The organism is Chimaeribacter coloradensis, from assembly GCF_002858715.1.
In the GTDB taxonomy this organism is placed as follows: Bacteria; Pseudomonadota; Gammaproteobacteria; order Enterobacterales; family Enterobacteriaceae; genus Chimaeribacter; species Chimaeribacter coloradensis.
The window spans coordinates 60240-82937 of sequence record NZ_PJZH01000009.1 but is presented as its reverse complement, the minus strand read 5'-3'; the positions used below and the strand labels follow the sequence as shown (position 1 = coordinate 82937).

At 52.3% G+C, this 22698-nt stretch carries 21 protein-coding genes and 1 pseudogene; 13 read left to right on the top strand and 9 right to left on the bottom strand.

Annotated features, from left to right (window positions below):
• Positions 1–29 precede the first annotated feature (29 nt).
• Complete coding sequence (locus tag CYR32_RS11015; RefSeq protein WP_101824447.1) at positions 30–233, top strand: Hok/Gef family protein; 204 nt, start codon at positions 30–32, stop codon at positions 231–233.
• A 95-nt stretch (positions 234–328) separates the two neighbouring features.
• Here CYR32_RS11015 and yidA read toward each other — a convergent pair whose 3' ends face one another.
• The 5 genes from yidA to dnaA form a co-directional block, all read right to left on the bottom strand.
• Positions 329–1144: a sugar-phosphatase gene (yidA, locus tag CYR32_RS11010; protein ID WP_101824446.1), complete on the bottom strand. Its 816-nt coding sequence runs from the start codon at positions 1142–1144 to the stop codon at positions 329–331.
• 174 nt (positions 1145–1318) lie between these two features.
• On the bottom strand, positions 1319–3733 hold the full coding sequence (gene gyrB / locus CYR32_RS11005; RefSeq protein ID WP_101824445.1) for a DNA topoisomerase (ATP-hydrolyzing) subunit B: 2415 nt from the start codon (positions 3731–3733) through the stop codon (positions 1319–1321).
• Positions 3734–3752: 19 nt separating this feature from the next.
• Complete coding sequence (recF, locus tag CYR32_RS11000) at positions 3753–4841, bottom strand: DNA replication/repair protein RecF (RefSeq protein ID WP_101824444.1); 1089 nt, start codon at positions 4839–4841, stop codon at positions 3753–3755.
• 84 nt (positions 4842–4925) lie between these two features.
• On the bottom strand, positions 4926–6026 hold the full coding sequence (gene dnaN, locus CYR32_RS10995) for a DNA polymerase III subunit beta (RefSeq protein ID WP_101824443.1): 1101 nt from the start codon (positions 6024–6026) through the stop codon (positions 4926–4928).
• Between the two features lie 4 nt (positions 6027–6030).
• Positions 6031–7419 carry a chromosomal replication initiator protein DnaA gene (dnaA, locus tag CYR32_RS10990; protein WP_101824442.1) on the bottom strand — a complete coding sequence of 463 codons (1389 nt, stop codon included), beginning with the start codon at positions 7417–7419 and terminating at the stop codon, positions 6031–6033.
• Positions 7420–8098: 679 nt separating this feature from the next.
• On the opposite strand from dnaA, the gene rpmH reads away from it, so the two are divergent.
• From rpmH to CYR32_RS10945, 8 genes are all read left to right on the top strand, one after another.
• Positions 8099–8239: a 50S ribosomal protein L34 gene (gene rpmH / locus CYR32_RS10980; RefSeq protein WP_015842368.1), complete on the top strand. Its 141-nt coding sequence runs from the start codon at positions 8099–8101 to the stop codon at positions 8237–8239.
• Positions 8240–8257: 18 nt separating this feature from the next.
• Positions 8258–8617 carry a ribonuclease P protein component gene (gene rnpA, locus CYR32_RS10975; RefSeq protein ID WP_101824441.1) on the top strand — a complete coding sequence of 120 codons (360 nt, stop codon included), beginning with the start codon at positions 8258–8260 and terminating at the stop codon, positions 8615–8617.
• Positions 8581–8838: a membrane protein insertion efficiency factor YidD gene (yidD, locus tag CYR32_RS10970; RefSeq protein ID WP_101824440.1), complete on the top strand. Its 258-nt coding sequence runs from the start codon at positions 8581–8583 to the stop codon at positions 8836–8838. The genes rnpA and yidD overlap by 37 nt, the downstream gene beginning before the upstream one ends.
• Before the next feature lie 2 nt (positions 8839–8840).
• Positions 8841–10481: a membrane protein insertase YidC gene (gene yidC, locus CYR32_RS10965; protein WP_101824439.1), complete on the top strand. Its 1641-nt coding sequence runs from the start codon at positions 8841–8843 to the stop codon at positions 10479–10481.
• Positions 10482–10578: 97 nt separating this feature from the next.
• Entirely contained in the window at positions 10579–11943 is a 1365-nt protein-coding gene (gene mnmE, locus CYR32_RS10960; protein ID WP_101824438.1) for a tRNA uridine-5-carboxymethylaminomethyl(34) synthesis GTPase MnmE, read from the top strand.
• 320 nt (positions 11944–12263) lie between these two features.
• Positions 12264–13484, top strand: coding sequence for a tyrosine-type recombinase/integrase (locus CYR32_RS10955; protein WP_101824437.1), 1221 nt, complete (start codon positions 12264–12266; stop codon positions 13482–13484).
• Positions 13485–13627: 143 nt separating this feature from the next.
• The gene (locus tag CYR32_RS21880; protein ID WP_241523807.1) at positions 13628–14245 is read left to right on the top strand and encodes a hypothetical protein; all 618 of its coding nucleotides are present in this window, start codon (positions 13628–13630) and stop codon (positions 14243–14245) included.
• A gap of 3 nt (positions 14246–14248) precedes the next feature.
• Complete coding sequence (locus tag CYR32_RS10945) at positions 14249–15376, top strand: helix-turn-helix domain-containing protein (protein ID WP_101824435.1); 1128 nt, start codon at positions 14249–14251, stop codon at positions 15374–15376.
• Between the two features lie 87 nt (positions 15377–15463).
• Here the strand turns inward: CYR32_RS10945 and CYR32_RS10940 are convergent, their stop codons facing one another.
• Together CYR32_RS10940 and CYR32_RS10935 are read right to left on the bottom strand one after the other, a co-directional pair.
• Positions 15464–16177 (bottom strand): FRG domain-containing protein, encoded by a 714-nt coding sequence (locus CYR32_RS10940; protein ID WP_101824434.1) that lies wholly within the window; start codon positions 16175–16177, stop codon positions 15464–15466.
• A gap of 25 nt (positions 16178–16202) precedes the next feature.
• Positions 16203–17078 (bottom strand): hypothetical protein, encoded by an 876-nt coding sequence (locus CYR32_RS10935; protein ID WP_101824433.1) that lies wholly within the window; start codon positions 17076–17078, stop codon positions 16203–16205.
• A 758-nt stretch (positions 17079–17836) separates the two neighbouring features.
• Here CYR32_RS10935 and CYR32_RS10930 point away from each other — a divergent pair.
• The 4 genes from CYR32_RS10930 (at position 17837) to CYR32_RS10915 (ending at position 21990) form a co-directional block, all read left to right on the top strand.
• A complete protein-coding gene (locus CYR32_RS10930) occupies positions 17837–18712 on the top strand; it encodes an integrase domain-containing protein (RefSeq protein WP_101824432.1) in 876 nt (291 codons plus the stop codon).
• Positions 18709–19677 carry a primase-helicase zinc-binding domain-containing protein gene (locus CYR32_RS21875; protein WP_101824431.1) on the top strand — a complete coding sequence of 323 codons (969 nt, stop codon included), beginning with the start codon at positions 18709–18711 and terminating at the stop codon, positions 19675–19677. The genes CYR32_RS10930 and CYR32_RS21875 overlap by 4 nt, the downstream gene beginning before the upstream one ends.
• Before the next feature lie 3 nt (positions 19678–19680).
• Positions 19681–20733, top strand: a complete 1053-nt coding sequence (locus CYR32_RS21870) for a helicase RepA family protein (RefSeq protein WP_101824430.1) — start codon at positions 19681–19683, stop codon at positions 20731–20733.
• Positions 20734–20988: 255 nt separating this feature from the next.
• Positions 20989–21990: a potassium channel family protein gene (locus CYR32_RS10915; protein ID WP_101824429.1), complete on the top strand. Its 1002-nt coding sequence runs from the start codon at positions 20989–20991 to the stop codon at positions 21988–21990.
• Positions 21991–22041: 51 nt separating this feature from the next.
• Here CYR32_RS10915 and CYR32_RS10910 read toward each other — a convergent pair whose 3' ends face one another.
• Positions 22042–22245 carry a hypothetical protein gene (locus tag CYR32_RS10910; protein ID WP_047065768.1) on the bottom strand — a complete coding sequence of 68 codons (204 nt, stop codon included), beginning with the start codon at positions 22243–22245 and terminating at the stop codon, positions 22042–22044.
• 83 nt (positions 22246–22328) lie between these two features.
• Positions 22329–22448 (bottom strand): annotated as a pseudogene (locus tag CYR32_RS10905) (ash family protein); the annotation flags it as partial.
• Positions 22449–22698: the final 250 nt, after the last annotated feature.

Below are 22698 nucleotides of genomic sequence, written 5' to 3'. Positions count from 1 at the left end.
TGTAAATCAAGTGAGGCCAATCTCGATGCATGAACAACATCAGGTTAGCCTTTTACCCGCCGCGAGGCAAGGAATTGGAGGCCAGTATGCTGCAAAAAAGTGGGGTTATTTGTTTGATCGTTATCTGCGTCACCCTGTTGATTTTTATGTGGATAACGCGCAGTTCGCTCTGCGAGGTGCGGTTCAGAAATAACCAAATCGACGTTGCAGTCATCATGGACTACGAATCCTGAGGGTAAGGCAACCGGGGCGGGCGCTTGCCCGCCCCTTCGTTGCAACGCATCGCTGCCATGCACCCTTTCAACAAGCCCGCTCCGGCGGGCTTTTTTCAGGCATTCAGCACAAATTTCTCAATCGCGTATGCGACGCCATCTTCCGTATTGTTTTTGGTGATGTACTGCGCCGACTCTTTGACTTTATCAATCGCATTGCCCATCGCCACCCCCAGCCCGGCGTATTCCAGCATGGCGATGTCATTTTCCTGATCGCCCAGCGTCATGATGTTCTCACGCGGAATATTGAGCTTCTGCGCCAGCGCCTTCACACCTTCGCCTTTGTTGACGCGTTTATTGAGGATTTCGAGATAGTACTCCGCGCTTTTCATAATGGTGTAGCTGGCTTTAACCTCGTCCGGGATACGGCGGATCGCGGCATCCAGAATCTCCGGCTCATCGATCATCATCACTTTCGGGAACGTCAGGGAGCGATCCATCTCCTCCACGCTGCGGTATTTGAACGGCATACCGGTCAGGTTGGCTTCATGCACCGTATAGGGGCTAATGTCTTTGTTGGCGGTATAGAGCGTAGAGTGCGTCAGCACGTGGTAATGCACGCCCAGTTCACGGGACAGCTTCTCAAAGAACAGGTAGTCATCGAATGAGAGCGTCACTTCCGCCACACACTCCCCATTGACCGCGCGCTGCACCAGCGCGCCATTATTGGTGATGCAGTATTCCCCCTCCTGCTGCAAATCCAGCTGCATCAGGTAACGCTCCACCCCGATATAGGGACGGCCGGTCGCCAGCACGATCCGGACGCCCTGTTTGCGGGCCGCGGCTATGGCCTGTTTCACGGCCGGGGTGACCTCGTGCTGCGGGTTGAGCAGCGTGCCGTCCATATCGATTGCGATTAATTCAATAGCCATAGCGTCCTCAGTATCAGGGGAAAGGTGTCACGCCATGCTAGCGTGATTCACCGCACATTAATAGAACAGTGCCGCCCGTGTTTTTCCGAAAAAAAATCCGGCCGCAGTTGCCTGGGCCGGATGGTTTTACCGCTCAGCAGCAGGCGCATAGCCTGCGCCTGCCGCGATGGTGCATCAGATATCGATGTTGGCCGCCTTCAGGGCATTCTCTTCAATAAAGGCACGGCGCGGTTCCACGGCATCACCCATCAGGGTGGTGAACAGCTGGTCAGCAGCGATCGCATCTTTCACGGTCACACGCAGCATACGGCGGCTTTCCGGGTCCATGGTGGTTTCCCACAGCTGCTCCGGGTTCATCTCGCCCAGCCCTTTATAGCGCTGGATCGACAGGCCGCGGCGTGACTCTTTCACCAGCCATTCCAGTGCCTGTTCGAAGCTCGCCACCGGCTGACGGCGCTCACCACGTTCGATGAAGGCATCTTCTTCGATCAGGCCGCGCAGCTTCTCACCCAGGGTGCAGAGTTTGCGGTATTCGCCGCCGTGGATGAAGTCGAAGTCCAGATCGTAGTCGGTATCCACACCGTGGGTACGGATGCGCAGCACCGGTTCAAACAGCTGGCGCTCACGGTTTTCGCGTACCACTGCGTTGTAGGTGCTGCCGTGCTGCTCTTTCTCGTTCAGCGCATTCACCAGCTGCTCCATCCACGCCTGCACTTTCGCCTGGTCGCTGAGGTCACCTTCTGCCAGCGTCGGCTGGTAGATCAGGTTATTCAGCAGGGCGCGCGGGTAGCGGCGTTCCATACGCTTGATCAGCTTCTGCACGCTGTAGTGCTCTGCCACCAGCTTCTCCAGCGCCTCACCGGCCAGGGCCGGGGCGTGGGCGTTGCTGTGCAGCGTGGCACCGTCCAGCGCGATGGCGATCTGGTACTGATCCATCGCTTCATCGTCTTTGATGTACTGCTCCTGCTTGCCTTTTTTCACCTTGTAGAGCGGCGGCTGGGCGATAAACACATGGCCGCGTTCGATGATTTCCGGCATCTGACGGTAGAAGAAGGTCAGCAGCAGGGTACGGATGTGCGAACCATCGACGTCGGCATCGGTCATGATAATGATGCTGTGGTAGCGCAGCTTGTCCGGGTTGTATTCGTCACGGCCGATGCCGCAGCCCAGCGCGGTGATCAGCGTCGCAACTTCCTGGGAAGAGAGCATCTTGTCGAAGCGCGCCTTCTCCACGTTCAGGATTTTCCCTTTCAGCGGCAGGATCGCCTGGTTTTTACGGTTACGACCCTGTTTGGCGGAGCCGCCCGCGGAGTCACCCTCGACCAGGTAGAGTTCGGAGTGCGCCGGGTCACGCTCCTGGCAATCCGCCAGTTTGCCCGGCAGGCCGGCCAGATCCAGCGCACCCTTGCGGCGGGTCATCTCACGGGCTTTACGCGCCGCTTCACGCGCACGGGCGGCGTCGATGATTTTGCCGACGACGATTTTCGCATCGTTCGGGTTCTCCATCAGGTAGTCCACCAGCTTCTCGTTCATCAGCGACTCAACCGCGGATTTCACCTCCGAGGAGACCAGCTTGTCTTTGGTCTGGGAGGAGAATTTCGGGTCCGGCACTTTCACGGAGACCACGGCAATCAGCCCTTCACGCGCATCGTCACCGGTGGCGCTGATCTTGGACTTCTTGCTGTAGCCCTCTTTGTCCATGTAGCTGTTCAGGGTACGGGTCATCGCGGCACGGAAACCGGCCAGGTGCGTACCGCCGTCGCGCTGCGGGATGTTGTTGGTGAAGCAGTAGATGTTTTCCTGGAAACCGTCGTTCCACTGCAGCGCCACTTCCACGCCGATGTCATCTTTCACGGTGGAGAAGTAGAACACATTCGGGTGGATCGGGGTTTTGTTCTTGTTCAGGTACTCAACAAACGCCTTGATGCCGCCTTCGTAGTGGAAGTGGTCTTCCTTGTCGGTACGCTTGTCACTCAGGCGGATCGCCACGCCGGAGTTCAGGAAGGAGAGCTCGCGCAGGCGTTTGGCCAGAATGTCATACTGGAATTCAGTGTGGTTGGTAAAGGTGGCGAAGCTTGGCCAGAAGCGCACCATCGTCCCGGTCTGTTCGGTTTCACCGACGACTTTCAGCGGCCCCTGCGGTTCGCCCATGGCGTAGGTCTGCTCATGCACTTTCCCTTCGCGGCGAATCACCAGCTCAAGTTTCTCGGACAGGGCGTTAACCACTGACACCCCCACGCCATGCAGGCCGCCGGACACCTTGTAGGAGTTGTCGTCGAACTTACCGCCGGCGTGGAGTACGGTCATGATGACCTCCGCCGCGGAGACGCCTTCCTCTTCGTGGATGCCGGTCGGGATGCCGCGCCCATCATCCTGTACGGACACAGAATTATCCGCGTGGATGGTGACCTGAATCTCTTTACAGTGGCCGGCGAGTGCTTCGTCGATAGCGTTGTCCACAACCTCGAATACCATGTGGTGCAGACCGGTGCCGTCATCGGTATCGCCGATATACATGCCCGGGCGCTTGCGCACCGCGTCCAGCCCTTTTAATACCTTGATACTTGAGGAGTCATAAGTATTCGACATCAACGTTTCTCACTCATTTTTAGTCCTGTGGTTGAACGGTTATTTTACCCTGTTCTACGCGGAACATCTTGCCCTTTTCGCCTGCCATATCGGTGACTTGTTCAGCGCTGACAGCGCTGACAAACACCTGGGCGTGGGTCGCTTTCAGGCGTTGTGCCAGAAGGCGGCGACGGTCGGTGTCGAGTTCAGAGGCAAAATCGTCAATCAGATACAGGCAACGCCGCCCGTTCTGTCGGGTGAGGAACTCACCCTGCGCCAGCCGCAGCGCACACATCAACAGCTTAAGCTGGCCGCGGGAAAGCAGATCTTCTACCGGGGTGTTTTCCGCCCGGATGCGGAAGTCAGCCTTGTGCGGGCCGACAGCGGTGTAGGTCAGCGCCCGGTCGCGCTCAAACTGGCGCTCCAGCAGTTCGGCATAGTCGCTCTCTTTGTCCCAGCCGCGCTGGAAAGAGAAACTCAGGGCAAACTCCGGCAGGAACTGCGCACAGGTGGCGGTAATGTCCGCCGCGATCGCCTCGCTGTAGGCGGCGCGCCACGCGCTGATGCGCTCCGCCAGCGGCACCAGCTCCTGATCCCACGCGCGCAGCTGTGAATAACGGCTGACCTGGCGCAGCGCGGCGTTGCGCTGCTTCAGCAACCGCTTCAGGTTGCTCCAGGCCTGGAAGAAACCGGGATCGTTATGGAAACAGCCCCAGTCGAGGAAGGCGCGCCGGTACTTTGGCCCGCCGTTCAACAGGGTAAACCCCTCCGGGGTAATCAGCTGCATCGGCAGCAGATGCGCCAGCTCCGCCACTTTGTGGCCGTCACCGCCGTCGATACGGACTTTGGTGTCGCCCTGGCGGCTTTTTGCCAGGCCGACGGAGACGTCGCGCTCGCCGCCGGTGTCGATCCGCCCGTGCAGCACGAACTCCGGCTGGTCATGGCGGATCACCCGCCCGGCCTGGAGGCTGCGGAACGCGCGCCCGTGCCCCAGCGTATAGACCGCCTCCAGCACGCTGGTTTTGCCGCTGCCGTTGGCCCCAACCAGAAAGTTGAAGCCGGCATCCAGCGGCAGGTCTGCCGATTCAATATTACGGAAGTCTTTAATCAGGAGACGCGTCAAAGCCATGTAATCAGGCAACCACTGTGGTGGCAGAGATCACGCAGTGACCTCTGCCGGTTTCAGGAATAGATATGGGGGCAAAATGACCAATTACAAGCGCATCGGCATGACAACGTAGGCCGCGGCCTGGCTGGCATCATCCTCGATCTGCACGCTGGAGACGGAGTCAGTGAGCAGCAGGCGCACGTTCTCGCACTTCAGCGCATTGAGCACATCCAGCACGTAACTGACGTTGAAGCCAATCTCCATCTCGGCACCGTCATAGATGACATCCAGAATCTCTTCCGCCTCTTCCTGCTCCGGGTTGTTGGCGGTGATCTTCAGCTGGTTATGGCTGACATAGAGCCGCACGCCGCGGAACTTCTCGTTGGAGAGAATGGCCGCGCGGGCAAACGCCTGTTTCAGCAGGTCACAGCCCGCCTGCAGGGTTTTGTCCGGGTTTTTCGGCAGTACGCGGCGGTAATCCGGGAACCGGCCATCCACCAGCTTGGAGGTAAAGATGAAGTCGCCCACGTGCGCACGGATATTATTGCTGCCGATCTGCAGTTGCAGCGGCGTGTCGCCGCCATCAAGCAGGCGCACCAGCTCCATCACCCCTTTGCGCGGCACAATCACGGAGTGTGACGGCAGAGACTGCCCCACCGGCATCGAACAGACCGCCAGGCGGTGGCCGTCGGTGGCCACGGTGCGCAGCTCCTCATCCTCGGTTTCAAACAGCATCCCGTTGAGGTAGTAACGCACGTCCTGATGCGCCATAGAGAACTGGGTCGCTTCGATCAGGCGCTTCAGCGTGGCCTGCGGCAGGGTGAACTCCACCTCGCTTTGCCAGTCATCCAGGTTGGGGAAGTCGGTCGCAGGCAGCGTGGAGAGCGAGAAGCGGCTGCGGCCGGAGCGCACCAGCATCCGCTCGCCGTCCAGCATAACGCTGATCTCTGCGCCGTCCGGCAGGCCGCGGCAGATGTCAAAGAATTTGCGGGCCGGCACCGTGGTCGCGCCCGGCTCATGCGCGCCGGACAGCGCCACGCGCGCCACCATTTCCATTTCCAGATCGGTACCGGTCAGCAGCAACACGCCGTCCGTCACCTGCAACAGCAGGTTACCGAGGATCGGCAACGTCGGCCGGCCGCCCAGCGGGCTGCTGACCTGTTGCAGCGGTTTTAACAGATGCTCACGTTCAACAATAAATTTCATAGCGCTACGAGGATAATGTTCTGATTAAATTGGAAAAATCTTCTTTGATGTCGTGGCTTTCTTCACGCAGCTGCTCGATCTTGCGGCAGGCGTGCAACACCGTGGTATGGTCGCGGCCACCAAATGCGTCGCCGATTTCCGGCAGGCTGTGGTTGGTCAGCTCTTTGGCCAGCGCCATCGCCATCTGGCGCGGGCGGGCCACCGAGCGCGAGCGTCGTTTCGACAGCAGGTCAGCGACCTTAATTTTATAATATTCAGCCACTGTTTTCTGAATATTATCGATGGTGACCAGCTTCTCCTGCAGCGCCAGCAGATCGCGCAGCGCCTCACGCACGAAGTCGATGGTGATGGCCCGGCCGGTGAAGTTCGCGTTGGCGATCACCCGGTTCAGTGCCCCTTCCAGCTCACGCACGTTGGAACGCAGGCGCTTGGCAATAAAGAAGGCCACCTCGCCCGGCAGGCGGATGTCGTTCTCGTCCGCTTTTTTCATCAGGATCGCGACGCGGGTCTCCAGCTCCGGTGGCTCAATCGCCACCGTCAGCCCCCAGCCAAAGCGGGACTTCAACCGGTCTTCCACGCCGTTAATCTCTTTCGGGTAGCGGTCAGAGGTCAGGATAATCTGTTGGTTGCCTTCCAGCAGCGCATTGAAGGTGTGGAAAAACTCCTCCTGCGAGCGCTCCTTATTGGCAAAGAACTGGATGTCATCGATTAAGAGGGCATCCACCGAGCGGTAATAGCGTTTGAACTCTTCAATGGCGTTGTTCTGCAGCGCCTTGACCATGTCCTGAACAAAGCGCTCAGAGTGCATATAGACCACTTTCGCGTTGGCCTTACGCGCCATGATGCCGTTGCCCACGGCGTGCAGCAGGTGGGTTTTACCCAGGCCGGTGCCGCCATAAAGGAACAACGGGTTATACGCGCCGCCCGGGTTGTCAGCCACCTGGCGGGCCGCCGCGCGCGCCAGCTGGTTCGACTTACCTTCAACAAAGTTATCAAAGGTGTGTTTCGGGTTGACGTTGGAGCGGTAGGAGAGCTCCGGTTGCAGCGCAGCGCGGTCCCAGCTGGGCCGGGCAGGGGCGGCGCGGACCACCGGGGCCGCCGGGGCGCTGATGCTGGCGGCGGCGACGTCCGCCATCGCCGGCATGGCGGGCTTGCTGCCCACCTCGAAACGCAGCAGCGGCGCGTCCGAACCACAGAAATCGTTCAGCAGCCCATTGATATTGTTTAAGTATTTATCGCGAACCCAGTCCAGGACAAACCGGTTTGGGGCATACAGTGCCAGGGTATTGTCACTCAGTTCCGCCTGTAGGGGGCGTATCCACATACTAAATTCTGTGGCAGGTAATTCATCCTGCAATCGGGCAAGACACTGCTGCCAAAGCGAAAGTGACACGGCGGACTCCACTCGAACAAGATCAACAAAAGAAAAGGATCAGGATACGTTTTAAATTCATGATTTTTGACACATGCCAGGTTATGCAGAGGCAGCGGCATGCGAACCGATTTTGACGGTTTGTGTCCGCCGTGATCCAGCGGTGGGATCGCGATCGGAATGGCGGATCATAACGCAATCCGCACAAGAGATCCTCCCCTTCCTCACAGATTAGATCCTTTTTATCCACAGGTTTTGGTTTCCCTGTGACTTTCCTGGTGACATCGCGCCGGTAAAGGCGATCCGGAGGCGAAATTAAGTGTACGCGATCGGGCTAAATTTGCTCCACCTTCGCCCGGCCCTGTGAATAAAAGAGAATTGTCCGATCGGGCGCGCCCGGATCGCGGTGCCGGCCGGAGGATCGGCCTGCGATCCTTGCGCTTTCCGGGGGAGTCCGTATAATCTTCGCCCTACGTGTGATGCCTGTGTTCCTGATGGTCGAACCTGAAGGGATGGGAGGGTGACCACGGGCCACTTGGTAAACAACCGGGTAGGCGTGCAATGTGAATTGACTCAGGACTGTACAATTATTACAATCCCGCTTCTTTATATGTTGCGATTGAGGCGTCGGTCGTTGTCACGCCGAATAGCCAAACGCGTTTACTGATCAGTAATTATTTAAGTTTAGGTAGAAATCGCTATGAAACGCACTTTCCAACCGTCCGTACTGAAGCGCAACCGTAGCCACGGTTTCCGTGCTCGTATGGCCACCAAAAATGGTCGTCAAGTTCTGGCCCGCCGTCGTGCGAAAGGCCGTGCTCGTCTGTCTGTTTCTAAGTAATAAAAGCTAACCCTCTTAGTGGGCAAGCTCGCATTTCCCAGGGAGTTACGTTTGTTAACTCCCACTCATTTCACTTTCGTCTTCCAGCAGCCACAACGGGCTGGCACGCCGCAACTGACTATACTCGGCCGCCTGAACACGCTGGGGCATCCCCGCATCGGTCTTACCGTCGCCAAAAAGAACGTCAAACGCGCCCATGAACGCAACCGGATCAAACGCCTTACGCGCGAGAGCTTCCGTTTGCACCAGCATGAGCTGCCGCCGATGGACTTTGTGGTGGTCGCCAAAAAGGGAATTCAAGACCTTGATAACCGGACGCTGACGGAAGCGTTGGAAAAATTATGGCGCCGCCACTGTCGCCAGGCTCCCGCCTCCTGATCGGGCTGATACGCGGCTATCAGCTTTTTATCAGCCCGCTACTGGGGCCACATTGCCGTTTCAGGCCCACCTGCTCTCACTATGGAATTGAGGCTGTGGGCCGTTTTGGCATGGTAAAAGGGAGTTGGTTGACAATCAAACGCGTATTAAAATGCCATCCCCTGAACCCAGGTGGCGATGATCCGGTGCCGCCGAAAACCGACAATAACAGAGAACATTAACGATGGATTCGCAACGCAATCTCTTTCTCATCGCTCTGCTGTTTGTGTCTTTCATGATCTGGCAGGCCTGGCAAACGGACCACGCTCCGCAACCGGCCAACCAGACCACGCAACAGACTGCCAACACAGCTTCCGGCGATGCCTCCAGCCAGGCGGTTCCCGCCAGCGGTCAGGGCAAACTGATCACCGTTAAAACGGACGTCTTGTCGCTGACAATCAACACCCGCGGCGGCGACATCGAACAAGCGCTGCTGTTAGCCTACCCACACACCCTGGGTGCCAGCGAGCCGTTCCAGTTACTGGAAACCTCCCCTTCCTTTGTTTATCAGGCGCAAAGCGGCCTGACCGGCAAAAATGGCCCGGACAACCCGAATAACGGCCCGCGCCCGCTGTTCCAGGTTCCTCAGGACACCTTCACCCTGGCTGACGGCCAGGACGAGCTGCGTATCCCGATGACCTACACCGACGCCCACGGCGTGGTGTACACCAAAACCTTCGTGCTGAAGCGCGGCCAGTATGCGGTCAATGTTGATTACAATATCAACAACGCCAGCACCACCCCGCAAGAGATGACCCTGTTCGGCCAGCTCAAGCAGACGGTTGACCTGCCGAAGCACCGCGACACCGGCAGCAACAACTTCGCCCTGCACACTTACCGCGGCGCGGCCTTCTCCTCTTCTGATGACAAGTACAAAAAGTACAGCTTCGGCGACATCAAAGATGAGAACCTGAACATCACCACGCAGGGCGGCTGGGTAGCGATGCTGCAACAGTACTTCGCCACCGCCTGGGTGCCGTCTGCCAAAGACAGCAACACCTTCTACTCCACCAGCATGGGCAGCGACCTGGCCGCTATCGGCTTCAAAGGCGTGCCGTTTGTGGTGCAGCCGGGCGCGCAGCAGAACGTGTCTGCCATCCTGTGGGTTGGCCCGGAAATCCAGGACAAGATGGCTGCTGTGGCACCGCACCTTGACCTGACCGTAGATTACGGCTGGCTCTGGTTCATCTCCCAACCGCTGTTCAAGCTGCTGAAATTCCTGCACAGCTTCATCGGTAACTGGGGCTTCTCCATCATCGTGATCACCTTCATCGTGCGCGGCATCATGTACCCGCTGACCAAGGCGCAGTACACCTCGATGGCGAAAATGCGTATGCTGCAACCGAAAATCCAGGCCATGCGTGAGCGCCTGGGTGACGACAAGCAGCGCATGAGCCAGGAAATGATGGCGATGTACAAGGCAGAAAAAGTGAACCCGCTGGGTGGCTGTCTGCCGCTGGTTATCCAGATGCCAATCTTCCTGGCGCTGTATTACATGCTGATGGGCTCTATTGAGCTGCGCCATGCGCCGTTCGCCCTGTGGATCCATGACCTGTCCGCACAAGACCCGTACTACATCCTGCCGATTCTGATGGGCGTGACGATGTTCTTCATCCAGAAGATGTCCCCGACCACGGTAACCGACCCGATGCAGCAGAAGATCATGACCTTTATGCCGGTCATCTTCACGGTGTTCTTCCTGTGGTTCCCGTCCGGCCTGGTGCTGTACTATATCGTCAGCAACCTGGTGACCATTCTTCAGCAGCAGATGATTTACCGTGGCCTGGAAAAACGTGGCCTGCACAGCCGGGTGAAAAAGAGTTAATCTGCACCGGTAAGCGACGGAAAGCATAAAGAAGGCGGTCAGATGACCGCCTTCTTTTTTATTTCATCCTTTAACGCCCACTACCAAAGAGAACGTTATGAGTACCTCCGACACGATCGTTGCGCAGGCGACGCCACCGGGACGCGGCGGCGTCGGCATTCTGCGTATTTCCGGCCGGGCTGCCCGCGAGGTGGCCCAGGTCGTCCTCGGTAAACTGCCCAAGCCGCGCTACGCTGACTACCTGCCCTTCCGCGATGCGGACCAGAGCACGCTGGATCAGGGCATTGCGCTCTGGTTCCCCGGCCCGAACTCCTTTACCGGGGAAGATGTGCTGGAACTCCAGGGCCACGGCGGGCCGGTGATCCTGGATCTGCTGCTCAAGCGCATCCTGGCGCTGCCGGGTGTGCGCATCGCCCGGCCGGGAGAGTTCTCCGAGCGCGCGTTCCTGAATGACAAACTCGACCTGGCGCAGGCTGAAGCGATTGCTGACCTGATCGACGCCAGCTCCGAGCAGGCGGCCCGTTCGGCCATGAACTCGTTGCAGGGCGCGTTCTCCACCCGTATTCACCAGTTGGTTGAAGCCCTCACCCACCTGCGCATCTATGTGGAAGCGGCGATCGATTTCCCGGATGAGGAGATCGACTTCCTCTCTGACGGCAAAATTGAGAAGCAGCTTAACGCGGTAATGGACGATCTGGACGCGGTGCGGGCCGAGGCGCGCCAGGGCAGTTTGCTGCGTGAAGGGATGAAAGTGGTAATCGCCGGTCGGCCAAACGCCGGGAAATCGAGCCTGCTGAATGCGCTGGCGGGGCGCGACGCCGCGATCGTTACCGACATCGCCGGCACTACGCGCGACGTGCTGCGCGAGCATATCCACATCGACGGGATGCCGCTGCACATCATCGACACCGCCGGGCTGCGCGAAGCCAGCGACGAAGTAGAGCGCATCGGCATTGAGCGCGCCTGGAAAGAGATCGAGCAGGCTGACAGCGTGCTGTTTATGGTGGACGGCACCACCACCGACGCGGTGGAACCTGCTGAGATCTGGCCGGAGTTTATGGCGCGCTTGCCTGCCAACCTGCCGATCACCGTGGTACGCAATAAAGCGGATGTCACCGGTGAGGCGCTGGGCATCAGTGCCGCCCACGGCCATACGCTGATCCGCCTCTCTGCCCGTACCGGTGACGGCGTGGACGTGCTGCGCGACCACCTCAAGGCCAGCATGGGCTTCAACACCAATATGGAAGGGGGCTTCCTGGCGCGCCGCCGCCACTTGCAGGCGCTGGAACTGGCGGCGCAGCATCTGGTGCAGGGCAAGGATCAGCTGCTGGGTGCCTGGGCGGGTGAACTGCTGGCCGAAGAGCTGCGGCTGGCGCAGCAGGCCCTGAGTGAGATCACCGGGGAATTCACCTCCGATGACCTGCTCGGTCGAATTTTCTCCAGCTTCTGCATTGGTAAGTAAGTTTTAGTCCATCTTCGTCCGTGAACGTTCACTAACCCGCATTAACTGCCTGTTAATGCGGGTTTTTACTTTCCATACTCGTCCATAGTCGTGCGGGTTCATCCGCGATTTTTGTGTCCTGAATTGTGCCTATCTTTAAATTTCTCGCGTGTCATTGCTTATTTTTTGAGCTAAAAATCACATCAAATGGACACAAAAAACGGTATAAAAAACGCTCAAATCTGCCTTCTCACGGACACAGTGAAAAAGAAGGCGTTAATAATTCAATATTAAACAATCTCTTAGAAAGGATACTCATGGACACACTGTAGAGGTGAGATATGGCTCTTTCAGATACCAAACTACGCACACTTACTCCCAGAAACCGCCCCTGGCAACTTGCCGATCATGACGGGCTGGTGATTGAAGTTCTTCCCACCGGACGGAAAATCTGGCGTTTACGCTACCGCTTTGACAACAAATCGCAAAAGATCACGCTGGGCGAATACCCGGCTTTCTCACTTGCAGAAGCGCGGCTTTGGCGTGAAAAGTGCCGCTCAATGGTTGCCCATGGCATCAATCCCGCGCAGAAAAAGCAGGAAGAAAAGCTTAAACAGAAAGACCCAACGACAGTCAAAACATTCGCCAAACGCTGGCTGACCGATATCGTTGAAAAAAGTAACCGCGATCCGCGCAACATCACTCGCGTTATCGAGAAGGACATCATTCCCATCATCGGGAAGCTGGAACTCGAAGAACTCACAACTGCCCACATTCAGGTCGTGCTCGACCGCATCAAGCAACGAGGTTCGGATCACGTCGCGCTACTGACGCGAAACGTGCTTAAACGCATGCTGGCCTATGCGATTTCCAGGGGAATCATCTTCAACAACCCGGCAGCCGCTATCGAGGCCCGCTATATCGCACAAGCAACAAGCCGCGACGTGGCGCTAACAGCAGAAGAGATCGGTATCCTGCTACGGGGGATCTACACCTCTAACATGAATCGACGCCACAAGCTGGCTTTGCACCTGCTGATCATCTGCATGGTGCGTAAATCGGAGATGATTGAAGCGACATGGAGCGAAGTTAACTTCAACGCGCTGGAATGGCGTATCCCCGGCGAAAGAATGAAGATGGATAACCCGCATATTGTTCCGCTGTCAAAGCAGGCGCTGGCGATGTTCGAAGAGTTAAAATTTCTGGCCGGAGACTCTCCATACGTCTTCCCCAGCCGAAACGACCACCGACGCCCGATCTCCAAAACAACGCTTAACTGCGCGGTACGTACGTTGGATCTGAACGTTAGGGATTTTGTTATTCATGACTTCCGGCGTACTGCCAGCACATTGCTACATGAGCAAGGCTACAACTCCGACTGGGTGGAGAAATGCCTCGCGCATAAGATCGGCGGCGTTCGTGGTGTCTACAACCGTGCGGAGTACCTGAATCAGCGCCGGGGGATGCTTCAGTCCTGGGCGGACTTTGTTGATGCGCAGATTGAGGAAGGGCGGCAGGTGGTTATCGGGAAGTTTGGGAAGGCTTATGAATCAAATAATTAAAAGAAAATTGACAAGATGACGATAAAGTGACTTTTCAATTCAAGCTTGACAAATCCATAAAAACGCAAGATTATTAAGTTACATTTCACCTGAATCCGATCAGGATCTACACCAGCCCTACGCTACAAGGATTACTTTTAATAATGAAACAACCATGGGAACTAAATCCTGAACTTACACAAGAACGCCTAAAGAAACTGGCCTCTCTCATCCGCGACGTTAGAGATGATGTGGTCGACAGACATGATGATGATTTAGGCGACTCAGCGCGCGCAACCGGTATGCGGGCATATGAATGTTGCAGAACACGGATAGCTCGTGCTTCTATGGACTCAGAAGAATGGCCCTGGCTTGGAATTGTAAAAAAAGATGGTAAATTTACGTTTTCCATCAAATCAGTACCAGTGCGACTCTATAGAGGTAAGCCAGATAGTCCTGAAGAACGTCGATTAATTCCATGTTATGAAGCTTTGAGCCAGGCTAGTTTTTTATTTGAGGAAGTTGGTGATGCAGCAGATATCATATGGTTTTTTGCTATTGAAGTAGACGAATTCAGATACGTGGATCGGGTCACATTCACTGGTTTTCTTGAAGGTGCCCAAGTTTCATGCTGGGAGATTCCACTCAATGAGAAAGTGCCTGCTATCAGCTCAATTGATGCCGAACTTCCTGAGCCTGTGAAAGTCGAGAAACCAGTCGTTTCTGTTAAAAAGAAAGAAGAGAAAAAAGCAAAAAATGATGATACGAATAATGGTCAGTAAGCTATGTCCATGACATTTTATGGCGAGCGGTTAAGGCTCGCCCGTTTACTAAAAGGTTATACCCTGCAAGAATTGGGGGATGCCGTTGCGGTTACAAGACAAAGCATCCACCAGTATGAGAGTGATGCCAGAGCACCTGCACATGATATACGCAATGCTTTGGCAGAACTCTTGCAGGTATCGCCTAAATTTTTTGAATACCCTCTGGCTGGTGATGTAAAACCAGAACAGTGCCATTTTCGTAAACGCCAGACAACACCAGCGGGTGTGAAGGAAAGGGTGCAATCGTATAGTACTATTCTTGAACAATTAGTATCTGAATTATATGAGCACTTAGACTTACCTGAGAACCGTTTTAATCTAATTGATAATGAGAAGATCCCTGAACTCACGGCTCCTATTATTGAAAAGATTGCAGAGGGTGCTCGAGTTCGCTGGGGATTAACAGATGATGCCCCTATAGATAATATGGTTAACGTTGTTGAAAACCAAGGAGCAATAGTTACGACTTTTGATGGTGTCTCAGATAAAGTTGACGCTCTTTCAATTAACAGGAAATACCCCATTATCATTCGTAATACTGCGAAAGAAAGCGTTTGTAGAATGCGTTTTGATATAGCACATGAATGCGGTCATCTAATCATGCATGATGGCATTGAAACTGGTTGTAAAAAAACAGAAAGAGAAGCCGATGCTTTTGCTAGTGCATTTTTATTTCCACGCAAATCTTTTGCCCGAGAATTTCCTGTTTGTATAACATCAAGAGGAACAATTGATTGGAAAAAAGTATACCACCTAAAATTAAGGTGGAAAATGAGTGCAAGAGCGATCATATATCGTGCTCATTTCTTAGGATTTATTAATGCTCAGCAGTACAGAAGTGCCAATGTTTGGTTTAGCCAGACTAGACAAACTAAAAAAGAAAAATATGATGATTCCATCCCAATGGAAGAACCTCATATACTACAAGAGAGTTTATTGGTTTTAAAAGAACAGTTGGGTATTTCATTCGAAATGCTTGCAGATAAACTGTGTGTAAAACCTCATTTGTTAGCAGATATATGTGGTATCGAGTATACTCCGCCTAAACAAGATAATTACGAAAATGTAGTGGTTCCGTTTAAATTTTAAATTAATAGAGATTCCTCTCTTATAATTAGGCGTTTTCTATAACTATTTATGCCGTCATTCAAAAGGCGGCATAATAAATTAACCATATCACTTAACAGGTTTTTTCCCTGATAACTCACTTAAAAACTCATCATGATCAACCCAATAACGTCGGTTTTCTAGAATCCAACACATGTGTGATGACAATCCATCAAGATCCCCCATTAATGTCAATCTATTAATACCATAATGATTGAGCTCAAAGAGCATCTGTTTCTTATAAGATGACTTGATAATATGTTTTTCAAATTTATCTTCTTTACTTAAACCTTTTGAAATATCTTCATCAGGGTTTGGATGGGCTGTAAATAACCCACTTTGCAAACCAATTCTAGATGCAACCATAGTAGGTTTATATCTAGCGATATTACTATGCTTACCCGGTTTCGCTTTATCAGGGATAATCTCCCAATGTGGGGATAAGCAGTAAATAGCGGCATCTTCCTCAGGTTCAGAGAGACACGCAAAAAAAGCAGCTACTAAAGGATTATAAGACCAATCTAACAATCGCGTTGGTAATCCATGATGTTGTGCAATAGCCATCCATTCCCAATCATTTTGCGGCTTAGCTTTAATGTATTCAGACGCTTTTCGTTTCCAACCCTCAAGATATTCTAAATCATCCTTTTCAAGATAAGGATGCCTTCCTGCCTTAGGCTTTACTTCCCATGAATTATTAGCTTGACCACGAAACATCCATTGATTATTTTTCCTATATTCACCAAAAACACTATGAAATTCTGTAAAGGAGTTAATTTCCATCTACCATCTCCAACAATAGTAAAAATCAATAATGACAATCTATTTTTTGTATATTGTTATCATTTAAGATTTCATTTATCTTACGCATAAGCCTTCTCCTTTTTATATTATACTCCCCAGCGCGCTCATCAAATTGCCGGGGGTTTTTCTGTAGCAACTTTTTATCCTTTAATACAGCCTGATAAATTACCTCAATGTTTTTATCAACCTCATCGATAAATGCCTTATATTCTATGCAACCGATTGCCGATGAGGGAATGGTTTGCAATACTAAATTTTTACCAAAGCGATCATATAAATATCCTGTTCTTAGCAAAGCCTTGGTATCAACCAATGCAGACTCGAAGTCAGATATATTTCTTTCATGCAAAAAATCATCTGTAAATGCTGGCCGATTAAAGGCTTGAGCTATTGCATACAGATGGGCTTCTTTTTCCCGCGTTCCGAATTCCTCGAGGTAATACTTATAAGATGATACAAGCAATGATCTAGACCGATTAATATCGTCAATCATATCATCCCAAAACTTCATATAAACTTTAAACCCAAGACCACCATTTTTATTTAATTTATTACAGTAATCTTGCAAATGTACATCTCTAGGGGAAGTTGTAACTATAAAGAACACAGATAAATTAGGCACGAAGTTTTTAGCTTTTTCAATCTCACAGTCAACAACCTCTTTAGTAATAGTGCCTTTCTTTGTCTCTTTGCATTGAAAGCCAATTATATCTCCATTTATACTCTCTGCAATAACATCTACTCCATTTTGTTTTTGACCTTGCCTTCCATACTCTTGAACTGACTCTGGAACATATTTCAATCTGGCAACGTCACCCACTAACGTTTGAAAATCCTGCCAATTCGAGGGGGGTGGCATATATATTTTATGAGCATTCATTTTTCGCAACCTTAATATGTATAATTAACATTCTAATTAATAGCATTATCGAATAAGTGTTTTCGATTATACCTGCCATAAATTTTTATTTCATTACATATAAAACTTTCAAATCCCCCTAACAGTTTCCCACAGCTTTCTCCCTCCCCACGCTCTACCCTATCCCCAACTCATAGCAGTACCCCTAAAAGCTTCCTGTTCTAAGACGAACTGCGACCTGTAAGAAGCGCCTTTGGCGGTCAGCCCCCCGGTCAACCAGGGAACGAAGCGTGGTCTGAAACTGACCTCCTGTCTCGATACAGGTGACCACACCCTTTATCGCTACCCTGTTGCAAGCGTAGCGACAGACAGAACGCTGTAGAGAAGTCGGACGGCATTGCCGAAGGCTTTGCGTCCGTACTTCCTGCTGAATGTGCAAAACGCGGCGTCACTTTTAAGAGCGCAAGCGAGTGAAAGTGACGCCAGCGCGCAGATCAGCTTCAACCCAGCTACTGCCTGCAAATCCACTGCAACAAACAGGCTGACACTCAAACAGATGTCAGAAATTCACTTACCAGGAGGAGAAACCAGCACTACCGAACCGATACCGGAGGACAGGTTATTTTACCTGTGGGGATATACCTGCCTGAGCAGGCGGCTGCATTCGTGCATCACCGTACCCCGTCATACCTCATCCGCGCATTCTCCGGCGCACCGGTATCGTTCAGCACAGCACGCTGTGCCCAACCGCGCGTCGGAGAATTGAGTGGAGAGTAGCTATGTCGAAACTTACAAAACGCATGGAAAAACTCGCCCTGCTGGTTGGCGGCAGTTTTAAAACAGTCCATGACCGCCTCCGTATCGCCGGGCGTTTAAGCCAGCATCTGCACAAGCTGAATATCCAGATTCAGGATCTCCAGCATCTGAAATCGTCACATATTGAAAGCTACGTGATGGCACGACGGGAAGCAGGAATTACGCCACGCACGCTACAAAACGAGATGGCCGCCCTGCGCACCATCCTTGCTCAGTCTGGACGTCAAAAATTTGCCCAATCGGAGCGCATCAGCAATAAAGCGCTTGGGCTGGGTAACACCAGTCGTGCAGGAACTCATCTGCCATTAACCTCAGAACGCTGGTTGTCGGCACTGTCTGCTCTTCATGAAAAAGATGAAGGACTGGCTCTGACGCTGGAGCTTGCCAGAGCAATGGGTTTGCGTTCACAGGAAGCGGTGCAGTGTTGTCAGTCTCTGAAGACCTGGGCCGCTGCGTTAGAGCGTGGAGAAAACCGATTGCAGGTGATTTTTGGCACCAAAGGATCACGTTCCCGTCAGACGGTGGTGCTCGAACCTGAAAGGCTACGCAACATCCTGAAGCGGGCTATACCCCTTATGGCACAACGCGGGGGACGTTTGCTCAATAAACCCGATCTGCGCGCCGCAATGAATTACTGGCGTGCCAGCGCAGTTCGCGCAGGGCTGACTGGCCCCTATGCACCACACAGTCTGCGCTATTCATGGGCGCAGGAGGCGATGGCGCACTACCAGGGACTGGGGCTGAGTATAAAGGAAGCCAGGGCGATGGTTGCGATGGATCTTGGTCATGGCGATGGTCGAGGGCGCTACATCCAGCAGGTGTATGGGAGGCAATCATGAGCTATTACGTTTCTGCCGTCTCCGATCGGGCACGCAATAACTGGCCGAAAATATTTGAACAACTTGGTATTCCCATTCCACCAAATCATCGGCATGGCCCGTGTCCCTGTTGTGGGGGTAAGGATCGCTTCAGGATGGATGATCTGGAGGGGCGCGGCACATGGTTCTGCAATCAGTGCGGCGCAGGTGACGGACTGGATCCGGTTTCCCGCTTCTTCGGTTGCGCACTGGTTGCGGCCGCCGGAATGGTGCAGGACATGGATCCTGTACCGCTGGTTCCGCCAGCCAGGGAAAAATCACAGGTTTTGAATATGGAATCGCGTATTAAGACACTGCTTCGCCATTGTGAATCCGGAGAAGCGCCATATCTGACAACGCGAGGCTGGCGACGAGCCCAGTGGCTTCTGACTGAACGTAGTAGCCGGACAATCTGCGGCGTGCATTTCGGGGCGGGTACGCTGGTATTGCCAATTCGAAATACAGGTGCGCAGTTCATTCATCCTGGAGGGAAAAAGTACCTGCTGCCCGGTAGCCATCTGAAGGATTGTTTTTGCCCGGTACATCAGGCGAGCCGCAACGGTAGACCGGAACCCTGGGCACCGGACAACAAACCACCGGAAGGCATCATCATTACCGAAGGATATGCAACCGCGCTTGCGGTCTCATGCCTTCATCATTTTCCGGTCGTTGCTGCCCTGTCGGCGCACAACCTGAAAAATGTGGCCATCGCTTTCCGGGCGCAGTGGCCTGAATGCCACCTTATCCTGGCTGGCGATAATGATTGCAGTCAGGAGAAAAATACCGGGTCGCTGAATGCAACCGCCGCTGCGGAGGTAGTGAAGGGCTGTGTGGTTCTCCCTGCAGACACTACATTAAGCGACTGGGATGAATTTTACCGTCACTACGGTGAATCCATTTCCCGGATTGTGTTCAACCAGCAACTTCCTGCAAATCTCAGGTCGTAAGCCATGACAGCATCAGACCGTACTCTCACCACCTCCCTTCCGCTGCGCCGGGGCTCTGAAGGGTTTAACACCAGTCAGGATTATCTGGTGAAAGGGCTTATTCCCGCCGGGGCGCTGTGCAGTATTTACGGCCCCGGCGGCTCTTTTAAATCCTTTCTGGCGGTATCGCTGGCGTGCCATATTGCCAGCGGTACGTCATGGGGCGGAAGGCGAGTCAATCAAGGGGCTGTGCTGTTTATCGCCGGAGAAGGAGGAACCGGTGTATCGCGGCGGATCCGCGCCTGGGAACTCAGCGTTAATGACGAGATGGCGCTCGATAACCTGTTTCGCGTCGACTGCCCGATCTTTCCAGCCGCTCCGGGAAGCATCGAACAGGTGATCCTGGCGACGCATGACATTCAGACTATGACCGGAATGCCGGTACGGCTGATCATCCTCGATACGCTGGCCCGCTGTTTTGGTAACTCAGATGAAAACACCGCGCGGGATATGGGCGCATTTATCCAGGGTTGCGACGCCATTCGGTATCATACCCGCGCGGCGATGATGATCGTTCATCATTCGGGTAAGGATCAGGAACGGGGCGCACGCGGTTCAAGTGCTTTTCAGGCCGCGCTGGATGCCGAGTTTAACGTCAGGCGCGAGGGACGTCGCAACGCTATCACCCTGAGTTGTACAAAGATGAAAGATGCGGAGATGCCGGAGGTCACCGCCTACGATCTTGAGGAAGTCGTTATCTATACCGATAGCGATGGCGAACCAGTGACCTCGCTGGTGCTGAACGACGATCCCCGGCAACCAGACAATGACTTACTGAGTAGCGGCATTCCATCCGGTGTTCCTCATATCACCCGCAACCATACGGCGCTATGGCGCTGTATTAACCAACGCATCAGCCAGAATAAGCCCTGTACCCGCGCGCTCTTGCGCGACGATCTACGCGCAAAGGGAATTAACGTCGAGAAGAAATTTTCGCGCTGGCTGGAGAAGCTGCTGCGCGAGCAACTGATTGTGCTCGATGGAGAACAGATCCGGCTCCTGGATACGGGGAAATGATGATGGAACTCGGAATCTGTGGGGGGATACACTGGCAGGTACTCGACTCCCCCCCACATTATTCACCTTTAACAGCGAAAGATGGGGGATGCCCTTTTAACCCGCGCCATTGCTGGTTTTCTGTTTGTTATGCTAGTAAAAATGGGGGAACATCCAGATATATAAAGTGTTAAAATCTAAAGACAGCATAAGAATATTTATTTGGCGTTCGTCATCAATCAAGATAAAATATCGATATCAAGAAATTTTTATAAAATGGAAAATATTGAAATGACAAGTAACAACACATCAAAAAAATTTTTTGATGTAACATCATACCCGCCTTATGCATATGCGTTATTTTACTTCATCAATATTATCTCATTTGCTTTAATATACAACATTTTCTTCAGCAACGATTTTAAATCAGGATATTTAAATTTCATACAAGCAACTTACTTTAGTGTTGTCACAGTGACAACTCTCGGTTTCGGTGATATAACCCCTAAACTTGACTCATCATCTCTTTTAATTGCTATAACAACCCAAGTCGTATTAGGTGTAATTACGATTGGCTTGTTTTTAAATGGTATATCTCAAAAACTAAGCGATAAAAAGGATAAAATAAAAGAAGAACATGAGAAAGAAATAGAAGAGCAAAAAATAGCAAAATTACTTATAATCCTAAAGCCAATTATAGTTAGTTATTTGGAGATACTTGCAGAAACATATAAAGTAACATTCAACACTGAAAGAGATACATTGAGAATACGACCAAAATCTTTATTCAACCAAGACTATTTTGATCAAATTTCTGTTCAAAACTTTTCATCTCAGCAAACAAAATATGGTTCCAATATAATGTCATGGGGAAAATTCATAGATCTTGAAAACAATAAATTAAAGGAGAGTATAGATAATTACCTTATTAAATTCTCCACCGTATTAACTATAGACATAGTTGAACTATTGGTGAATATAAAAGATCATCATTATCTGAACCATGCTAAACAAGCATTAAATATGGCAGAGTGGAATCATACTCATGGTGTAAAAATTCCACCTTTTTCAATGCTTAGTATTGAGCATAGCAGCATCCAGATTCCAGAGAAACCAACAACAATAAAAGACTTTCACAATTTACTGTTAACACTAATTGATTTAATTGAGAAAAAAACAAAGTGTGAGTCGTTGGAGATGATTATATATCTACAAAATGGAACAGCTCCATCTGTAGGTTCAGCCATTGCACCTATAATAAAATTTGGGCCATTCTGAATTAATTAAATCTCAAACAATATCGTCCTTGATATTGTTTGAGATGGACACTTAAACAGGAAGTTTTTCATCTCTAAGCCGTCTGACCTCATCCTCTTCAAAAGCATCTCTTAACAGTTGTAGCTGATCGGCGAGGATGAGAAGCAACGCATAATTCGGGCCGATATCATCAGGATGTTCGAGCATCACATGCACCAGAACTCGCGAGCGATCGACCAGTTCTCTGGCTGAGGGTTGTTCTACGGTGATTTTCATAGATACCTCCGGCGGAGGCTGGTGTAATGGGAAATTCAGGGACAGGACACATACGCAGCGCTCCGCTTCGTGATAAGCAGGTTAACGCCACCACCGGAGACGCCAGGCTCACTGGTGGTGACCCAGACAGGGTTGGCGTACCGGTTATCACGACCCGGCGCTTCTTTCGAAGCCCCTGCCTGAGCCACCATTGAAGGGGCGAGCGCAGGCCACGCCAGTAGCACTGCAAACATCGCTACCGACACTCGTGATAATTCGGAACGCCAATTCCGGTTGCGGTTTTGCCGCAACGTGGGGACTATAACGCAAGTTAGTACGCAAAAACTATGCTTATCACCTCATAACAGGGGAGCTTATGCGTCCCGCATAAAATCTTATGCTCAGTTATTAAGAAGGCGAGATTCATTGGTAAAAGCTATCGCCATTACGGGAACACCGCAATAAAAGCTGAAC

Coding starts and splice junctions, on each gene's coding strand:
- recF (WP_101824444.1), bottom strand. CDS start 4,841: ATGGCTTTGACGCGTCTCCTGATTAAAGACTTCCGTAATATTGAATCG.
- CYR32_RS11015 (WP_101824447.1), top strand. CDS start 30: ATGAACAACATCAGGTTAGCCTTTTACCCGCCGCGAGGCAAGGAATTG.
- CYR32_RS21875 (WP_101824431.1), top strand. CDS start 18,709: ATGAGCTATTACGTTTCTGCCGTCTCCGATCGGGCACGCAATAACTGG.
- CYR32_RS10935 (WP_101824433.1), bottom strand. CDS start 17,078: ATGAATGCTCATAAAATATATATGCCACCCCCCTCGAATTGGCAGGAT.
- CYR32_RS10955 (WP_101824437.1), top strand. CDS start 12,264: ATGGCTCTTTCAGATACCAAACTACGCACACTTACTCCCAGAAACCGC.
- mnmE (WP_101824438.1), top strand. CDS start 10,579: ATGAGTACCTCCGACACGATCGTTGCGCAGGCGACGCCACCGGGACGC.
- dnaN (WP_101824443.1), bottom strand. CDS start 6,026: ATGAAATTTATTGTTGAACGTGAGCATCTGTTAAAACCGCTGCAACAG.
- gyrB (WP_101824445.1), bottom strand. CDS start 3,733: ATGTCGAATACTTATGACTCCTCAAGTATCAAGGTATTAAAAGGGCTG.
- CYR32_RS21880 (WP_241523807.1), top strand. CDS start 13,628: ATGAAACAACCATGGGAACTAAATCCTGAACTTACACAAGAACGCCTA.
- yidC (WP_101824439.1), top strand. CDS start 8,841: ATGGATTCGCAACGCAATCTCTTTCTCATCGCTCTGCTGTTTGTGTCT.
- rpmH (WP_015842368.1), top strand. CDS start 8,099: ATGAAACGCACTTTCCAACCGTCCGTACTGAAGCGCAACCGTAGCCAC.
- CYR32_RS10930 (WP_101824432.1), top strand. CDS start 17,837: ATGTCGAAACTTACAAAACGCATGGAAAAACTCGCCCTGCTGGTTGGC.
- CYR32_RS10945 (WP_101824435.1), top strand. CDS start 14,249: ATGTCCATGACATTTTATGGCGAGCGGTTAAGGCTCGCCCGTTTACTA.
- CYR32_RS10940 (WP_101824434.1), bottom strand. CDS start 16,177: ATGGAAATTAACTCCTTTACAGAATTTCATAGTGTTTTTGGTGAATAT.
- CYR32_RS10910 (WP_047065768.1), bottom strand. CDS start 22,245: ATGAAAATCACCGTAGAACAACCCTCAGCCAGAGAACTGGTCGATCGC.
- yidD (WP_101824440.1), top strand. CDS start 8,581: ATGGCGCCGCCACTGTCGCCAGGCTCCCGCCTCCTGATCGGGCTGATA.
- CYR32_RS10915 (WP_101824429.1), top strand. CDS start 20,989: ATGGAAAATATTGAAATGACAAGTAACAACACATCAAAAAAATTTTTT.
- yidA (WP_101824446.1), bottom strand. CDS start 1,144: ATGGCTATTGAATTAATCGCAATCGATATGGACGGCACGCTGCTCAAC.
- CYR32_RS21870 (WP_101824430.1), top strand. CDS start 19,681: ATGACAGCATCAGACCGTACTCTCACCACCTCCCTTCCGCTGCGCCGG.